This is a genomic window from Actinomadura spongiicola (assembly GCF_003432485.1).
GTDB classification, from domain to species: domain Bacteria; phylum Actinomycetota; class Actinomycetes; order Streptosporangiales; family Streptosporangiaceae; genus Spirillospora; species Spirillospora spongiicola.
Genome location: NZ_QVNQ01000015.1, coordinates 108,495 through 122,840 on the forward strand (window position 1 = coordinate 108,495; position 14,346 = coordinate 122,840).

General features: G+C 72.0%; 13 protein-coding genes. 7 read left to right on the forward strand and 6 right to left on the reverse strand.

Annotated features, from left to right (window positions below):
• Nucleotides 1-30: 30 nt before the first annotated feature.
• Together D0T12_RS33340 and D0T12_RS33345 are read right to left on the reverse strand one after the other, a co-directional pair.
• Nucleotides 31-1,485 (reverse strand): sensor histidine kinase, encoded by a 1,455-nt coding sequence (locus D0T12_RS33340; RefSeq protein ID WP_199487854.1) that lies wholly within the window; start codon nucleotides 1,483-1,485, stop codon nucleotides 31-33.
• Nucleotides 1,478-2,155, reverse strand: a complete 678-nt coding sequence (locus D0T12_RS33345) for a response regulator (protein WP_117404874.1) — start codon at nucleotides 2,153-2,155, stop codon at nucleotides 1,478-1,480. The genes D0T12_RS33340 and D0T12_RS33345 overlap by 8 nt, the downstream gene beginning before the upstream one ends.
• 94 nt (nucleotides 2,156-2,249) lie before the next feature.
• Between D0T12_RS33345 and D0T12_RS33350 the strand changes: the two genes are divergently transcribed.
• A complete protein-coding gene (locus tag D0T12_RS33350) occupies nucleotides 2,250-3,614 on the forward strand; it encodes a DUF2079 domain-containing protein (protein WP_117404875.1) in 1,365 nt (454 codons plus the stop codon).
• Here the strand turns inward: D0T12_RS33350 and D0T12_RS33355 are convergent.
• Complete coding sequence (locus tag D0T12_RS33355) at nucleotides 3,589-4,221, reverse strand: SACE_7040 family transcriptional regulator (RefSeq protein WP_233526441.1); 633 nt, start codon at nucleotides 4,219-4,221, stop codon at nucleotides 3,589-3,591. The two genes, D0T12_RS33350 and D0T12_RS33355, sit on opposite strands and share 26 nt — an antisense overlap.
• A 76-nt stretch (nucleotides 4,222-4,297) precedes the next feature.
• Between D0T12_RS33355 and D0T12_RS33360 the strand changes: the two genes are divergently transcribed.
• From D0T12_RS33360 to D0T12_RS33375, 4 genes are read left to right on the forward strand one after another with little or no spacing between them, the layout of a single operon-like run.
• A complete protein-coding gene (locus tag D0T12_RS33360; RefSeq protein WP_117404878.1) occupies nucleotides 4,298-5,911 on the forward strand; it encodes a carboxyl transferase domain-containing protein in 1,614 nt (537 codons plus the stop codon).
• A gap of 7 nt (nucleotides 5,912-5,918) precedes the next feature.
• The gene (locus D0T12_RS33365) at nucleotides 5,919-7,856 is read left to right on the forward strand and encodes an acetyl/propionyl/methylcrotonyl-CoA carboxylase subunit alpha (RefSeq protein WP_117404880.1); all 1,938 of its coding nucleotides are present in this window, start codon (nucleotides 5,919-5,921) and stop codon (nucleotides 7,854-7,856) included.
• A 25-nt stretch (nucleotides 7,857-7,881) separates the two neighbouring features.
• Nucleotides 7,882-8,811, forward strand: a complete 930-nt coding sequence (locus D0T12_RS33370; RefSeq protein WP_117404918.1) for a hydroxymethylglutaryl-CoA lyase — start codon at nucleotides 7,882-7,884, stop codon at nucleotides 8,809-8,811.
• A complete protein-coding gene (locus tag D0T12_RS33375; protein WP_117404882.1) occupies nucleotides 8,808-9,956 on the forward strand; it encodes an acyl-CoA dehydrogenase family protein in 1,149 nt (382 codons plus the stop codon). Before D0T12_RS33370 ends, D0T12_RS33375 begins: the two co-directional genes overlap by 4 nt.
• A gap of 28 nt (nucleotides 9,957-9,984) precedes the next feature.
• Here the strand turns inward: D0T12_RS33375 and D0T12_RS33380 are convergent, their stop codons facing one another.
• Together D0T12_RS33380 and D0T12_RS33385 are read right to left on the reverse strand one after the other, a co-directional pair.
• Complete coding sequence (locus tag D0T12_RS33380; RefSeq protein WP_117404884.1) at nucleotides 9,985-11,154, reverse strand: DUF6461 domain-containing protein; 1,170 nt, start codon at nucleotides 11,152-11,154, stop codon at nucleotides 9,985-9,987.
• An 82-nt stretch (nucleotides 11,155-11,236) separates the two neighbouring features.
• Nucleotides 11,237-11,677, reverse strand: a complete 441-nt coding sequence (locus D0T12_RS33385; protein WP_117404920.1) for a MoaF C-terminal domain-containing protein — start codon at nucleotides 11,675-11,677, stop codon at nucleotides 11,237-11,239.
• Between the two features lie 315 nt (nucleotides 11,678-11,992).
• Here D0T12_RS33385 and D0T12_RS33390 point away from each other — a divergent pair, with 315 nt between their 5' ends.
• Nucleotides 11,993-12,814, forward strand: a complete 822-nt coding sequence (locus D0T12_RS33390) for an SAM-dependent methyltransferase (protein ID WP_117404886.1) — start codon at nucleotides 11,993-11,995, stop codon at nucleotides 12,812-12,814.
• Here the strand turns inward: D0T12_RS33390 and D0T12_RS33395 are convergent.
• Complete coding sequence (locus D0T12_RS33395) at nucleotides 12,811-13,389, reverse strand: class I SAM-dependent methyltransferase (protein ID WP_233526447.1); 579 nt, start codon at nucleotides 13,387-13,389, stop codon at nucleotides 12,811-12,813. The two genes, D0T12_RS33390 and D0T12_RS33395, sit on opposite strands and share 4 nt — an antisense overlap.
• A gap of 84 nt (nucleotides 13,390-13,473) precedes the next feature.
• On the opposite strand from D0T12_RS33395, the gene D0T12_RS33400 reads away from it, so the two are divergent.
• Nucleotides 13,474-14,223 (forward strand): FkbM family methyltransferase, encoded by a 750-nt coding sequence (locus tag D0T12_RS33400; RefSeq protein ID WP_117404889.1) that lies wholly within the window; start codon nucleotides 13,474-13,476, stop codon nucleotides 14,221-14,223.
• Nucleotides 14,224-14,346 lie beyond the last annotated feature (123 nt).

A 14,346-nucleotide genomic window follows, 5' to 3' on the forward strand; every position in this document is an offset into this window, starting at 1 on the left:
CGAACACCGTTCCGGATCGCGGCGGGGCGCCTACGGCGACTGATCGGCCGGCAGCCGCACGGTGAACGTCGAGCCGCCGGTGACGCGGACGCTGCCGCCGAGGGCGGTGACCAGCTCACGGACGATGGCCAGACCGAGCCCCGTGCCGCCGTCGGCGCGGTCGCGGGCGTCGTCCAGGCGGACGAACCTGTCGAAGATCCGTTCCCGGTCGGCGGGCGGGACGCCCGCTCCGTCGTCGGTGACGGTCAGGACGACGGTGCCCGCGTCCAGCCGGACGGACGCGTGGACGGTCGATCGAGCATGCCTGGCGGCGTTGTCGAGAAGGTTGCGGACGACGCGGGCGAGCCGCGCCTCCTCGCCGAGGACCAGCGCGGGACGTTCGACATCACAGCCGAACGCCGGCGCGGCACCGGACGCGGTATCGGACGCGGTACCGGAGTAGGCGCGTTCGGCGATCTGCTCCTCCACGAGGTCGGCCAGATCAACGGCGGCGCCTTCGCGCGGACGGTGTTCCTCCGCGGACAGCAGGAGCAGGTCGTCGGTGAGGCGCTGGAGGCGGACGGTGTCGGCGAGCGCGGCCGCCACCACCGCGGGCCAGTCGGCGCGCTGTGGCCGCGCGAGGGGAATCTCCAGGGTGCCGCGCAGCGCGGCGAGCGGTGAGCGCAGCTCGTGGGAGGCGTCCGCGACGAAGCTCCGCTGGCGCAGGTGGGCCTGTTCGAGCCGGTCGAGCGTCTCGTTGGTGGTCCGCGCGAGTCCCGCGACCACGTCCGCCGTCGGCGGGACGGGGACGCGCTGGTCCAGGTCGCCCGCGGTGATGCCGGCCATCTTGGCGCGGATGGCCTCGACGGGCCGCAGGGCCCAGCCGGTGACCAGCCACGCGGTCAGCCCGACGAACACCGCCGCGCCCGGCATTCCCCAGCGGACCAGGCGGTCGAGCGTCGTGACGGCCGTCCGCGCCCGCTCCGAGGCGACGAGCGTGTACACGGTCAGGCGCTGGGCGGAGCGCGTGTCCAGCCCGGTGGCCTCGCGGAACCGGGCCGGAGGCAGCGGATCCGTGGTCCCCACCACATACGTCTGGACGGTTCCCTCACCGTCCACGGCGGAGCGCGTCCGGATCTTCCGAAGTCCCCAGCCGACCGCGGGAACGAACCCCGGTCCCGGTCGTTCGAGTTCGAGGTCGCCGGTCCGGCTCCGACCGTCGCCGCGGGGTGGCGTGGGGAAGCCGACCGTCCTGGCGTACCGTCCGTCGGCCGAGACCACGACGTAGTGGTCGTGGAGGCCGACCGGGGAGCGTCCGGTTTCCAGCGCGAAGGTCACCTGGAACGCGACGTCGGTCGCGTGGTCACGGGCGTCCTCGCTCCACTGGTCCTCGACGACGGTTCGGGCCACGATCGTGCCGAGGGCGCAGACGAAGGCGGTCGCGACCATCGCGCCGCAGGCGGCCCTGACCCGAACCGACCACAGCCGCGCCCAGCGCTCACGCATCGCGGGCCGCCAGCCGGTAGCCGGCTCCCCGCACGGTCTGGATCGTCGAACGTCCGAACGGGACGTCGAGCTTGCGGCGCAGCGCCCTGACGTACACCTCGACGATGTTGACGTCGCCGTCGAACGCCTGGTCCCACACCTCGTCGATGATGTCGATCTTGGCGATCGCCTCGTCCGGACGGCGGGCGAGGCACTCCAGGACCGCGAACTCCTTGGCGGTGAGCCGGACCTCCACGTCCCCGCGGCGGCATCGCCGGGCGGCCGGGTCGAGCCACAGGTCGCCGACCCTCAGCACCGGGGAGCGCACGGCGCCGCCGCGGCGCAGCAGGGCACGCAGCCGCGCGAGGAGCACGACGAAGGAGAAGGGCTTGCTCAGATAGTCGTCGGCGCCGGTGTCCAGCGCCTCCGCCTCGTCGTACTCGCCGTTCTTCGCGGTGAGCATGAGCATCGGTACCGTGCTGCCCGCCCCGCGCAGGTTCGCGCAGACGGCGTATCCGTTGAGGCCCGGCAGCATGATGTCCAGGATCAGCGCCGAGTACGGGTGGGTGCGGGCGAGGTCGAGCCCCTCGCGCCCGTCGTGGGCGACGTCGACCGCGTACCCCTCCCCGCGGAGTCCGTGGCTCAGCGCGGTGGCGAGCCGTTCCTCGTCCTCGATCAACAGCAGGCGCATCGGCTCAGTATGCACGCGGGCCGCCGAATCAAGCTGAAAGGCTCTTCAGCTTGATTCAGCGGCGGCTCAGCCGCGGGCGGCCATTCTCGGCGGGATGATCACACCGCGCAGCGTTTCCTGGGTCGTCGCTGGCACCCTTCTCACCGCCTATTCCACGCTCTCGGTCCACCGGCATCGCCGCATGGAGAGCACCGGATACGATTTGGGGATATTCGAGCAGGGCGTCCGCGGCTACGCGCATTTCCGCGCGCCCGTGGCCGAACTGAAGGGACCGGGGTTCAACCTGCTCGGCGACCATTTCCACCCGGTGATCGCCGTGATCGCGCCGCTGTACCGGCTGTTTCCCAGTCCGGTCACGCTGCTGGTCGTCCAGTCCGCGCTGCTCGCCCTTTCGGCGGTCCCGGTGACCCGGCTGTGGGCCGACCGGCACGGTGTGCGCGCGGGGACGTGTGTCGGGCTCGGCTACGGCCTGGCGTGGGGAGTGCAGCAGGCGGCGGTCTTCGACTTCCACGAGATCGCGTTCGCCGTTCCGCTGGTTGCCCGCTGCGTCGTGCTCCTCGCCCGGGGCCGTGACCGCGCCGCGGCGGCCTGGGCGGTCCCGCTGCTGCTGGTCAAGGAGGACCAGGCGCTCATCGTCGCCGCCGTCGGCGCCCTCCTGTTCCGCAGGGGGGAACGCGGGATCGGCGCGTTGCTGGTCCTCCTCGCGGTCACGGTCGCGGCGGCGGCGACCCTCGTCGTCATTCCGGCTTTCAACCCGGACGACTCCTACAAGTACTTCGGGGTGACCGAGCCGGACTCCGATAATCCGCTTCTCAGGCTCGTCACGCCGATGGCCACGAAGGGACCGACCGTCCTCGCCCTCCTGGCGCCGACGCTCTTTCTCGGCCTGCGGTCGCCGCTTACGCTGCTCCTCCTACCGACACTCCTCGCACGGTTCTGGGCGTCCAATCCGTTCCTCTGGGGCACCGAGTTCCACTACAGCGCGGTGCTGATGCCCATCGTGTTCGTCGCCGCCTTCGACGGGCTCCGGCGCGTGCGGACGAGCGGCCTCCCGGACCGGCTCACCCACGGCATCACGAGGGTCGCGCCCATCGCGATCGTCACCGCCGCGCTGGTTCCCACCGTGATCGGGGCCCAGCCCCTCGGGCGGCTCCTGGACCCGTCGTACGGCCGCGTGCCGTCCCGGGTCGACGCCGCGAGGACGATACTGACGACCATTCCGGACGGAGCGGACGTCGCCGCGTCCAACCACCTCGCCCCGCAGCTCACCGGCCGCTGCCGCGTCTTCAAGCTCGCCCCGGCCGCGCTGGCGCTGCGCCCGGAGTGGGCGGTGTCCGCGGACCTCGATCCGGCCGTGGCGGGGTCGGGCGAGGGCGTGACCGCTCAAGAGCTCGCGGCGTGGGGCTACCGGCCCGTGGCACGCGGGGGCGGGATCAGCCTTTTCCGTCTGCGGAACTGACGTCCTCCACTCCTGGAGACACCACGCTTTCGAGGGCGGAGCGGGCCATGGAGTGCAGGAGCGCGCTCATCGTGGTGCGGTCGAGGCCGGTGGCGCTGCGCGGGGTCGAGTTGAGGAGGCCGAAGGCGGCGTGGACGGCGGCGCGGGTCCGGTCGTCCGGGAGGGCCGGGCGCAGGCGGCGCAGGACGGCGACCCATTCCTCCACGTAGGCGCGCTGGAGCCGGCGGATGCGGTGCCGTTGCGGTTCCGGCACGTTGTCCAGTTCCCGCTCGTGGACGGTGATCAGCGCCGGGTTGTCGAGGGCGAAGGCGATGTGCCAGCGCAGCAGCGCGTCGAGGGCCCGTCCCGGGTCGGGGTCCGCGGCCCGGCGGACGCCCTCGGCGAGCAGCCGTTCGCTGATGTCGAGGAGCATCTCGGCGAGCACGGCCTCCTTGCCGCTGAAATGCCGGTAGAGGGCCGGTCCGGTGAGGCCGACGGCCCGTCCGAGATCGCCGATGGACGCCCCGTGGTAGCCGCGCCGCGCGAACAGCTCGGCCGCGGCGCCGAGGATCTCCGCCCGGCGCGGGTTCTGCGGGCCGACCATCGGCTCGGCGGGGCGGGACGTCATGCCCGCCAGTCTAGACTAGAGTTGTTAACGGGCATTAACATCGGCATTGTTAACGATCGTTAACCGGAGGACGGCCATGAGCGGACCCGCGATCGGCTCCCGCGCCGACACGGCGGCCGAGGCGTTCAAGGCGAACACCGCCCACAACGAGGCCCTCGTCGCCGAGCTGCGTGAACGCGTCGACCGCGCCGGGCGCGGCGGCCCCGAGCGGGCCCGCGAACGGCATCTCGCCCGCGGCAAGCTCCTCCCCCGCGACCGGGTCGACACGCTCCTCGATCCGGGCTCGGCGTTCCTGGAACTGTCGCCGCTGGCCGCGAACGGCCTGTACGACGACGAGGCGCCCGGCGCCGGGATCATCACGGGGGTCGGGCGGATCTCCGGCCGCGAGTGCGTCGTCGTCGCCAACGACGCGACGGTCAAGGGCGGCACCTACTACCCGCTCACGGTGAAGAAGCATCTGCGGGCGCAGGAGGTGGCGCTGCACAACCGGCTGCCGTGCGTCTACCTCGTCGACTCCGGCGGCGCGTTCCTCCCCCGGCAGGACGACGTGTTCCCCGACCGCGAGCACTTCGGCCGGATCTTCTACAACCAGGCGACGATGTCGGCGCGCGGCGTCCCGCAGATCGCGGCGGTGCTCGGGTCGTGCACGGCGGGCGGCGCGTACGTTCCGGCGATGAGCGACGAGGCCGTCATCGTCCGCGGCCAGGGGACCATCTTCCTGGGCGGGCCGCCGCTGGTGAAGGCCGCGACCGGCGAGGTCGTGACGGCGGAGGAGCTCGGCGGCGGCGAGTTGCACTCCCGCACGTCCGGGGTGACCGACCATCTCGCCGACGACGACGCGCACGCGCTGCGGATCGTCCGCGACATCGTCGGCACGCTCGGGCCACGCGCGCCGCGCCCCTGGGACGTCGCGCCGCCGGAGGAGCCCGCGGCCGACCCGGCGGAGCTGTACGGGGTCGTCCCGCCCGACCCGCGCACCCCCTACGACGTGCGGGAGGTCATCGCCCGCGTCGTGGACGGCAGCCGCTTCCAGGAGTTCAAGAAGGAGTACGGGCCGACGCTCGTCACCGGGTTCGCCCGCGTTCACGGCCATCCGGTCGGGATCGTCGCCAACAACGGCATCCTGTTCAGCGAGTCGGCGCAGAAGGGCGCGCACTTCATCGAGCTGTGCGACCGGCGCAGCGTCCCGCTCGTGTTCCTGCAGAACATCACCGGGTTCATGGTCGGACGCGAATACGAGGCGGGCGGCATCGCCAAGCACGGCGCGAAGATGGTCACGGCCGTCGCGTGCGCCCGCGTCCCGAAGTTCACCATCGTGATCGGCGGCTCGTTCGGCGCCGGGAACTACGCGATGTGCGGCCGGGCGTACTCGCCGCGCTTCCTGTGGATGTGGCCGAACGCGCGGATCTCCGTCATGGGCGGCGAGCAGGCCGCGAGCGTCCTCGCGACCGTCCGCCGCGACCAGGTGGAGGCGCGCGGGGAGCAGTGGTCCGCCGAGGCCGAGGAGGAGTTCAAGGCGCCGATCCGCGAGCGGTACGAGGCTCAGGGCAACCCGTACTACTCGACGGCCCGGCTGTGGGACGACGGCGTGATCGACCCGCTCGACACCCGGCGCGTGCTGGGCCTCGGGCTGTCGGTCGCCGCGAACGCGCCGCTGGAGCCGGTCGGCTACGGCGTCTTCCGGATGTGAGGGTGTGATGTTCGACAGCGTCCTGGTCGCCAACCGCGGGGAGATCGCCGTCCGCGTGTTCCGCACGCTTCGGCGGCTCGGGGTCCGCGCGGTGGCCGTCCACACCGACGCCGACGCGGGGGCCCGTCACGTGCGGGAGGCGGACGAGGCCCTGCGCGTCCCGTCCTACCTCGACATCGACGCCGTGATCGGCGCGGCGCGGGCGTCCGGGGCGGCGGCCGTCCACCCCGGGTACGGGTTCCTCGCCGAGAACACCGCGTTCGCGCGGGCGTGCGGCGAGGCGGGGCTGGTGTTCGTCGGTCCGCCCGCCGGGGCGATCGAGGTGATGGGCGACAAGATCCGCGCGAAGCGGACCGTCGCGGCGGCCGGTGTCCCGGTCGTTCCGGGACGGGACGAACCAGGCCTGTCGGACTCCGAGCTGGCGGCGGCGGCGCTGGAGGTCGGGCTGCCGGTGCTGCTCAAGCCGTCCGCGGGCGGCGGCGGGAAGGGCATGCGGCTGGTCCGGGACGCCGCCGACCTGCCGGACGCGGTCGCGTCCGCGCGGCGGGAGGCGCGCGGCTCGTTCGGCGACGACACGCTGCTCGTCGAGCGGTTCGTGGAGAACCCCCGGCACATCGAGATCCAGATCTTCGCCGACGCGCACGGCAACGCCGTCCACCTGGGCGAACGCGAATGCAGCCTGCAACGCCGCCACCAGAAGATCGTCGAGGAGGCGCCGTCGCCGCTGCTGGACGACGCGTCCCGCGAACGGATGGGCGGCTACGCCGTCGCCGCCGCCCAGGCCGTCGGCTACGTCGGAGCGGGAACGGTCGAGTACATCATCTCCGCCGACCGGCCCGACGAGCCCTACTTCATGGAGATGAACACCCGCCTCCAGGTCGAACACCCCGTGACCGAGCTCGTCACGGGCCTCGATCTGGTCGAACTCCAACTCCGGGTGGCCGCCGGGGACGCACTTCCGTTCACCCAGGACGAGGTGACCCTCGACGGTCACGCGATCGAGGCCCGTGTCTACGCCGAAGACCCGTCGCGAGGCTTCCTGCCCACGGGCGGGCGGGTCCTGGCGCTGGCCGAGCCCGACCACGCCCGCGTCGACTCCGGTCTGGACGTGGGCACGGAGGTCGGCGGGGCGTACGACCCGATGCTCGCGAAGGTGATCGTGCGCGGCGCCGACCGCGCCGAGGCCCTGCACCGCATGGACCGGGCGCTCGCCTCGTACACGCTGCTGGGCGTGCCGACGAACGTGGCGTTCCTGCGGCGCCTGCTCGCCCATCCGTCCGTCGTGTCCGGCGACCTGGACACGGGTCTCGTCGAACGTTCGCTGGACGAGTTGACCTCCGGGACGTCCGTGCCGCCCGAGGTTCTGGCCGCCGCCGCGTTGGAGCGGATGCTGGCCCTGGAGTCCGGCGGCGACGACCCGTGGGACGTCCCGGACGGTTGGCGGCCCGGCGCCCACGCCTGGACGCCCTGGATCATCACCCCGTCCGGCGGCGACCCGGTGGAGGTCCGTGTCCAGGGCCGCGCCGGGTCCGCCCGCGTCGCCGTCGGCGACGGTCCGCCGGTGGCGGCGTCGCTGAGCGCGCCGTGCACGCTGACCTACGCTGGAAGGACGACCTCGTTCACGATCGCCCGGGACGGGCACACGCTGTGGCTCGGCCGCGACGGGCACGCCTGGGCGCTGGGCGAGCACGTCCGCGCCGAGGGCGGCGCCGCGTCCGGCGCGGCGGGGGACGGGGTGCTGCGGAGTCCGATGCCGGGGACGGTCCTCGCCGTCAAGGCGGCCGAGGGCGACCGGGTCGCCGAAGGGCAGCCCCTGGTGGTCGTCGAGGCGATGAAGATGGAGCACACCGTCACCGCGCCGGTCGCAGGTGTCGTGGCGAAGCTGCCGGTCCGCGCGGGCGCGCAGGTCGCGCTCGACGCGGTCCTGGCGGTGATCGAGCCGTGATCAGCGTGAAAGAGGAGGCATGACGATGCGGGTACCGCTCTCCGGCCTTCCCGCCAAGGTCACGATCTACGAGGTGGGGCCGCGGGACGGGCTGCAGAACGAGAAGGCGGTCGTCCCCGTGGACGTCAAGTCCGCGTTCGTGACCCGGCTGGCGGACGCGGGGCTGCGCACGATCGAGACGACCAGCTTCGTCCACCCCGAATGGGTGCCGCAGCTCGCCGACGCCGAGGACCTCCTGGACGTCCTGCCCCGCTCCCCCGACCTGCGCTATCCGGTGCTCGTCCCGAACGAGAAGGGCCTGGACCGGGCGCTCGCCAACGGCGTCACCGAGATCGCGATCTTCGGCAGCGCCACCGAGACGTTCGCCCGCCGCAACCTCAACCGGACCGTGGACGAGTCGATCGCGATGTTCGCGCCGGTCGTCGAGCGCGCCCGCGCCGAGGGGGTCTGGGTGCGGGCCTACGTGTCGATGGTGTGCGGCGACCCGTGGGAGGGGGACGTGCCGGTCGAGCGGGTCGTGTCCGTCGCGTCCCGCATGATGGACCTCGGCTGCTCCCAGCTCAGCCTCGGCGACACGATCGGCGTCGGCACGCCCGGCCACGTCACCGCGCTCATCGAGGCGCTGGACGCGGCGGGCATCGGCCCCGACCGGCTCGCCGTCCACTTCCACGACACCTACGGGCAGGCCCTCGCCAACACCCTCGCCGCGCTCCGCGCGGGCGTCACCGTCGTGGACGCCTCCGCCGGGGGCCTCGGCGGCTGCCCGTTCGCGGGGAGCGCCACCGGCAACCTGCCGACCGAGGACCTCGTCTGGATGCTGAACGGTCTCGGCGTCGACACCGGCGTCGATCTCGACAAGCTCGTCGCCACCAGCCGCTGGATGGCGAGTCACCTGGGCCGTCCCAGCCCGTCCCGGGTGGTCCAAGCCCTCTCACCCGCATCGGAGACAGAATGATCGACTTCACGCTCGACGAGGAGCAGGAGGAACTGCGGCGCACGGTCGAACGGTTCGCCCGCGAGACCGTCGCGCCGGTGATCGGCGACCTGTACGAGCGCGGCGAGTTCCCGTACGAGATCGTCGCCGCGATGGGCAGGATGGGCCTGTTCGGGCTGCCGTTCCCGGAGGAGCACGGCGGCATGGGCGGCGACTACTTCACGCTGTGCCTGGCCCTGGAGGAACTGGCCCGGGTCGACTCCTCCGTCGCGATCACCCTGGAGGCGGGGGTGTCGCTCGGCGCGATGCCGATCCACCGGTTCGGGTCGCCGGAGCAGAAGAAGCGGTGGCTGCCGGCGCTCACGTCCGGGGAGCGGCTGGCCGCCTTCGGGCTCACCGAGCCGGGCGGCGGCTCCGACGTGCCCGGCGGGATGCGCACCACCGCCCGCCTCGACGGCGACACCTGGGTGATCAACGGGTCGAAGGCGTTCATCACCAACTCCGGCACCGACATCACCGCGTTCGTGACCGTCACCGCGTTCACCGGCGACGGCGAGATCTCCACGATCATCGTTCCGAACGGGACGCCCGGCTTCACGGTCGGACGCAAGTACTCCAAGGTCGGCTGGTCGGCGTCCGACACCCGGGAGCTGTCGTTCGACGACGTGCGCGTCCCGGCCGAGAACCTCGTCGGCGAGCGCGGCCGCGGCTACGCCCAGTTCCTGCGCATCCTGGACGAGGGCCGCATCGCGATCGCGGCGCTGTCGGTCGGCCTCGCCCAGGGCTGCGTGGACGAGTCCCTGCGCTACGTGCGGGAACGGGAGGCGTTCGGCAAGGAGATCGGCCGCTACCAGGCCCTCCAGTTCAAGATCGCCGACATGGAGACGCGCGCCCACACCGCCCGGCTCGCCTACTACGCCGCCGCCGCGAGGCTCCTTGCCGGTGAGCCGTTCAAGAAGGAGGCCGCGATCGCCAAGCTGGTCGCCTCCAACGCCGCCATGGACAACGCCCGCGACGCCACGCAGATCTTCGGCGGCTACGGATTCATGAACGAGTACGCCGTCGGCCGCTTCTACCGGGACGCCAAGATCCTCGAAGTGGGCGAGGGCACCTCCGAGGTCCAGCGCATGCTGATCGCCCGTGCGCTGGGGCTGCCACCGTCCTGACCGCTCCCCGGCATCGAACCGGTCGGTGTCATGCCGGGTCCTGGGCACGGCGGAGGGTGTGCAGGACGGCCGTCTCCCGTGCGGGGTCGCGGAGCGGCGAAGGGCCCCGCGTGAGCGGGTGGAGTGCGCCACGGGCCGCGGCGTGGGGGTCGGACCACAGCGCGGCCCGCAACGCGTCCGCGAACCAGAACACCATGTGCGCGGCGGTCCGCTCGTCGTCGCTCATCTTGTGGCGGGCGAGCGGGTCGTTGAGTGACCTGCCCGCCTGGCGTGCGCGGGCCAGCCAGGAGCGGACGTGCCCGCCGAGTTCCGAGCCGGCCGACACGGTGACCTGTTCGCCGCGTTCGGCCGCGGCGACGGCCTCCGCCAGGCCGGGGGTGGCGTCCAGGCCGAGGACGGTGGCGAGCCGCATGGTCTCGGCGGCGGCGACCGCGCGGAGCAGTCGCGGCGGCGCGGCGTCCAGCGCCGCGATCATGGCCGGGTCGGTGGGGCCGGCGGACATCGCGGGAGGAGCGGCGCCGAACCACGGTTCGATCTCGGCGGACAGCAGCCGTCCGGCCAGCGCGTCAGGATGCGGGACGGCGCCCGTCACCAGGCCCGCCAGCAGGAAGGCCGAGACGTAGGCGGCCGGCTCGTAGCCCACGTCGTAGCCCACGTCGGCGCCCACCTCGGCACCTACGTCGGCGCTCACGTCGGTGTCCTCGTCATCGTCATCGTCCACGTCCCCGGCGTCCGGGTCCAGGCCCGCGGCGCGCATCTTGCCGAGCAGCCGGTCCGGGTCGCTTCCCCAGCGGTGCTGCGGCCAGGTCGGCTCGAACCCGGTGACCAGCGTGCCGTCGACCGCGTAGCGGAAGCCGTGATCGGCGTAGTCGTGGCGCTGCACCGAGACGACCTCGGTGCCCCGCGACAGTCCCGCCAGCGGCTCGGTGAGCACGCCCTGGAAACCGTTCACCTCCACCACCATCGTCCAGGCCCCGAGGTTCAGCGCGAACGCCAACTCCGTGTAGCCCGTCTCGAAGCGGTCGAACGCCTCGGCCGCCTCGTCGAGTTCGCGGGGCCGCAGCGTGTCCGGGAGGGCGCCGAGGCGCGTCAACGCCTCGGTCTCATCGACGTCCTTGACGAAGGTCAGGCAGAAGATCTCGCCGAGTCTCGCATCGCCGTCGACCCACTCGATATCGCCGGGCGTCACATTGAGCATGGGCTCCTCCGCAGGGGCATCGGTGGCATGGTCCGTAGATCATGGCAGTGCCCTGTGACAGGCGGCGGCGTGTTTCGCGGGTCTACCGGATCGAGGCGATCAGTCCCCGCGGGTCTTCGACGATCTCGATGGTGGCCTGGTCGACGAGAAAGTACTGGCCACCGTCCTCGCGGGGGTTGGTGTACGCGGCGGTCGCCACCAGCCGGTGGAAGTCCGCGACCACCGCGATCGGGTAGCCCTGGTCGAAGATCTCGCCGTGTTCGGCGGTCGCGACCGTTCCGCCCTCGTACCAGGTGATGAAGTACAGCGCCGGCGCGATGTTGAAGACGCGCAGCGTCGGCTCGGTCTGCTGCACACCGACGAAGTCGCCGGCCACGCCGCTCCACACCATGGTCGTCTCGTCCGCGTAGTGCTGCTGTAGCACGTTGCCGGATCCGTAGTGGAAGTTCGCGCGTACGCCGACGAGGTCGCCGCTGACGGGATGAGTGTCAGGCACGGGGAAGAAACGCATGTCGAGTGTCATGCGGGTCACCTCCTTGGTTCCGGGTCGGGTGACGGAACCGCGGCCGACGCGGGCGGCCCGGCGTCGGGCCCACGCGACACCCATTTCGTTTGAGACCAAACAATAGCCGATCGGGCCGTCGCCCGATCCCGGACGGGCCACCGGGCGCCCACCACTCCGGGGAAGTTCACCCGCGAGAAGGAAACCGGTCAGCGAACACGGGATGCCGGATCGTGACCGCAAGCTGCCGTCAACCCGCTCAAACGTGATCCAGAGGTGATCAGGCTCATTAGGATGTAGTACGTGCCACCGCACCGACCCGATGGGGGCTTTCCCGTGCCGGACACAGCAGACAGTGAACCGCGTTCGGCGGATCTGAAGACCAATGTGGCCCATTCGGCCCGGGTCTACGACTACCTGCTGGGCGGGAAGGACAACTACGCCGCCGACCGGGAGGCCGCCGAAGAGGTCGTCAAGATCGCGCCGTACATGCCGACGTCCGTGCGGGCCAGCCGCAACTTCATGGTCCGGGTGGCGCGCCATCTCGCCGACGAGTGCGGTGTGCGCCAGTTCCTCGACGTCGGGACCGGCCTGCCGACGTCGCCGAACCTGCACGAGGTCGTCCAGGGGGTCGAGCCCACCTCCCGGGTCGTGTACGTCGACAACGACCCGATCGTGCTCGTCCACGCCCGCGCGCTGCTCACCAGCACCCCGGAGGGGAGCTCCCGCTACATCCAGGCCGACCTGGCCGACCCCGAGGCGATCATGAACGCCCCGGAGGTGCGGGAGAGCTTCGACATGACCCGGCCGGTGGCGCTGTGCCTGCTCACGGTCATCCACTTCGTCCAGGACGACGACGAGGCCCGCCGCATCGTCCGGCGGCTGATGGAGCCGCTGCCCTCGGGCAGCTACCTCGCCCTCTCCACGATCAACATCGAGAGCGCCGCTGGACCGGTCCGAGCCGCCGTCGCCAAGCACAACGAGCACGGGATCCGGTCGAAGGGGCGCACGACGGCGCAGATCACCGGGTTCTTCGACGGCCTGGAGTTGACCGATCCCGGGGTGGTGCCCGTCCACCACTGGCGCCCGGACGACGAGGCCAAGAAGATCGACGACACCCAGGTCTCCATCTACGGCGGTCTGGCCCGCAAGCCCTAGCGGCGGGCCGCGAACGCCGTCAGGTCGGACAGTTCGTGCCGCGTGACGTCGGAGAAGCGGCGGCGTAGCCCGTCCTCGATGCGGCGGAGCTGGTCGTCGGGGAGCCGGAAGCGCCGCGTGCCCCGCTGCGGCCGTCCGCCGCCGTGCCACGCGATCACGACCCGGCCGCCGGGACGGGTGACGCGGCACAACTCGTCCAGGCCGGCGTCCAGGGCCGGCCACAGTCCCACCGTGTTGACGGTGACGACGCGGTCGAACTCGGCGTCGCCGAATCCCGTGTCGTCGGCGGTTCCGAGGCGGAGGTCCGCGTCCGGCGCCTGTTTGCGGGCCATGTCGCGCATTTCGGGCGACGGGTCGACACCGCTCACCCGTCCCGCCGTCCGGGTGAGGCGCCGGATCATGCCGCCCGGCCCGTACCCGATCTCCAGGACCGCCTGCCCCGGCCTGACGTCGAGCAGTTCGGCGACCTCGTCCTGCCGGTTCATCCGCAGCATGAGTCGTCCGGCGATGCGCCCGCGCAACCCGCGCGGCACGGCGAACGGGGAACGGGTGCCCCGCTCGGACGTCCACGGCATGGTCTTCACACCGGGGACGTTCCCCACGGTGACACGGGAAACGAGGTGACACGGGAAATCCGGGTGGCGCGGTAATGTCGGCGGATGCTGCTGCGCGCCTACGGGATCGCCCGGTCGCTCGCCATGTACTACGGCGTTCCGGGCAAGCACCGGCGCGCGACGCGCCTCTACGGCGAGTTCCTCAAGCCGGGGGACGTCGCGTTCGACGTCGGCGCCCATGTGGGCGGACGGGTGCGCGTGTGGCGCGGGCTCGGCGCGAGGGTGGTCGCCGTGGAGCCGCAGCCCGACTGCCTGCGCGTCCTGCGCCTCTTCTACGGTCGTGACGACGAGGTCACGATCGTGCCGGGCGCGGTGGGGGCGCGTCCGGGCCAGGCGCGGCTGGCGCTGTCGTCGGCGACGCCGACGGTCTCGTCGATGTCGCCCGGCTGGATCGAGTCGGTCACGACGGACCGCAGTTTCGCCCGGGTCCGGTGGGACCGCGCCGTCGACGTGGACGTCACGACGCTGGACGACCTCATCGCGGTCCATGGTGTCCCGGCGTTCTGCAAGATCGACGTCGAGGGTTTCGAGTCGGACGTCCTGGCCGGGTTGACGCGCGCCGTGCCCGCGCTGTCGTTCGAGTACGTCCCGTCCGCGCACGAGGCGAGCCTGGAGTCGTTGCGTCTCGTGGAGCGGCTCGGCGCCTCGGCCGGGGGCTACGTCTACAACTACTCGCCCATCGAGACGATGCGGTTCGCCGGCGAGCGCTGGCTCGACGCCGCCGCCCTGGAGCGGGGCCTCGAACGCATCCGTCCCCACGGTCGCTCCGGCGACGTCTACGCCCGCCTCCGCTAGATCGTTGATGGGGGTTTGCTGATCCGGCGGCGGGCATGGCGAAGGGCGCCCATGATCGGTGTGTGAAGACAAACCTGGACGCCCTTCTGACCGCACTCTATGTCCATCTGGACGACCATGTCC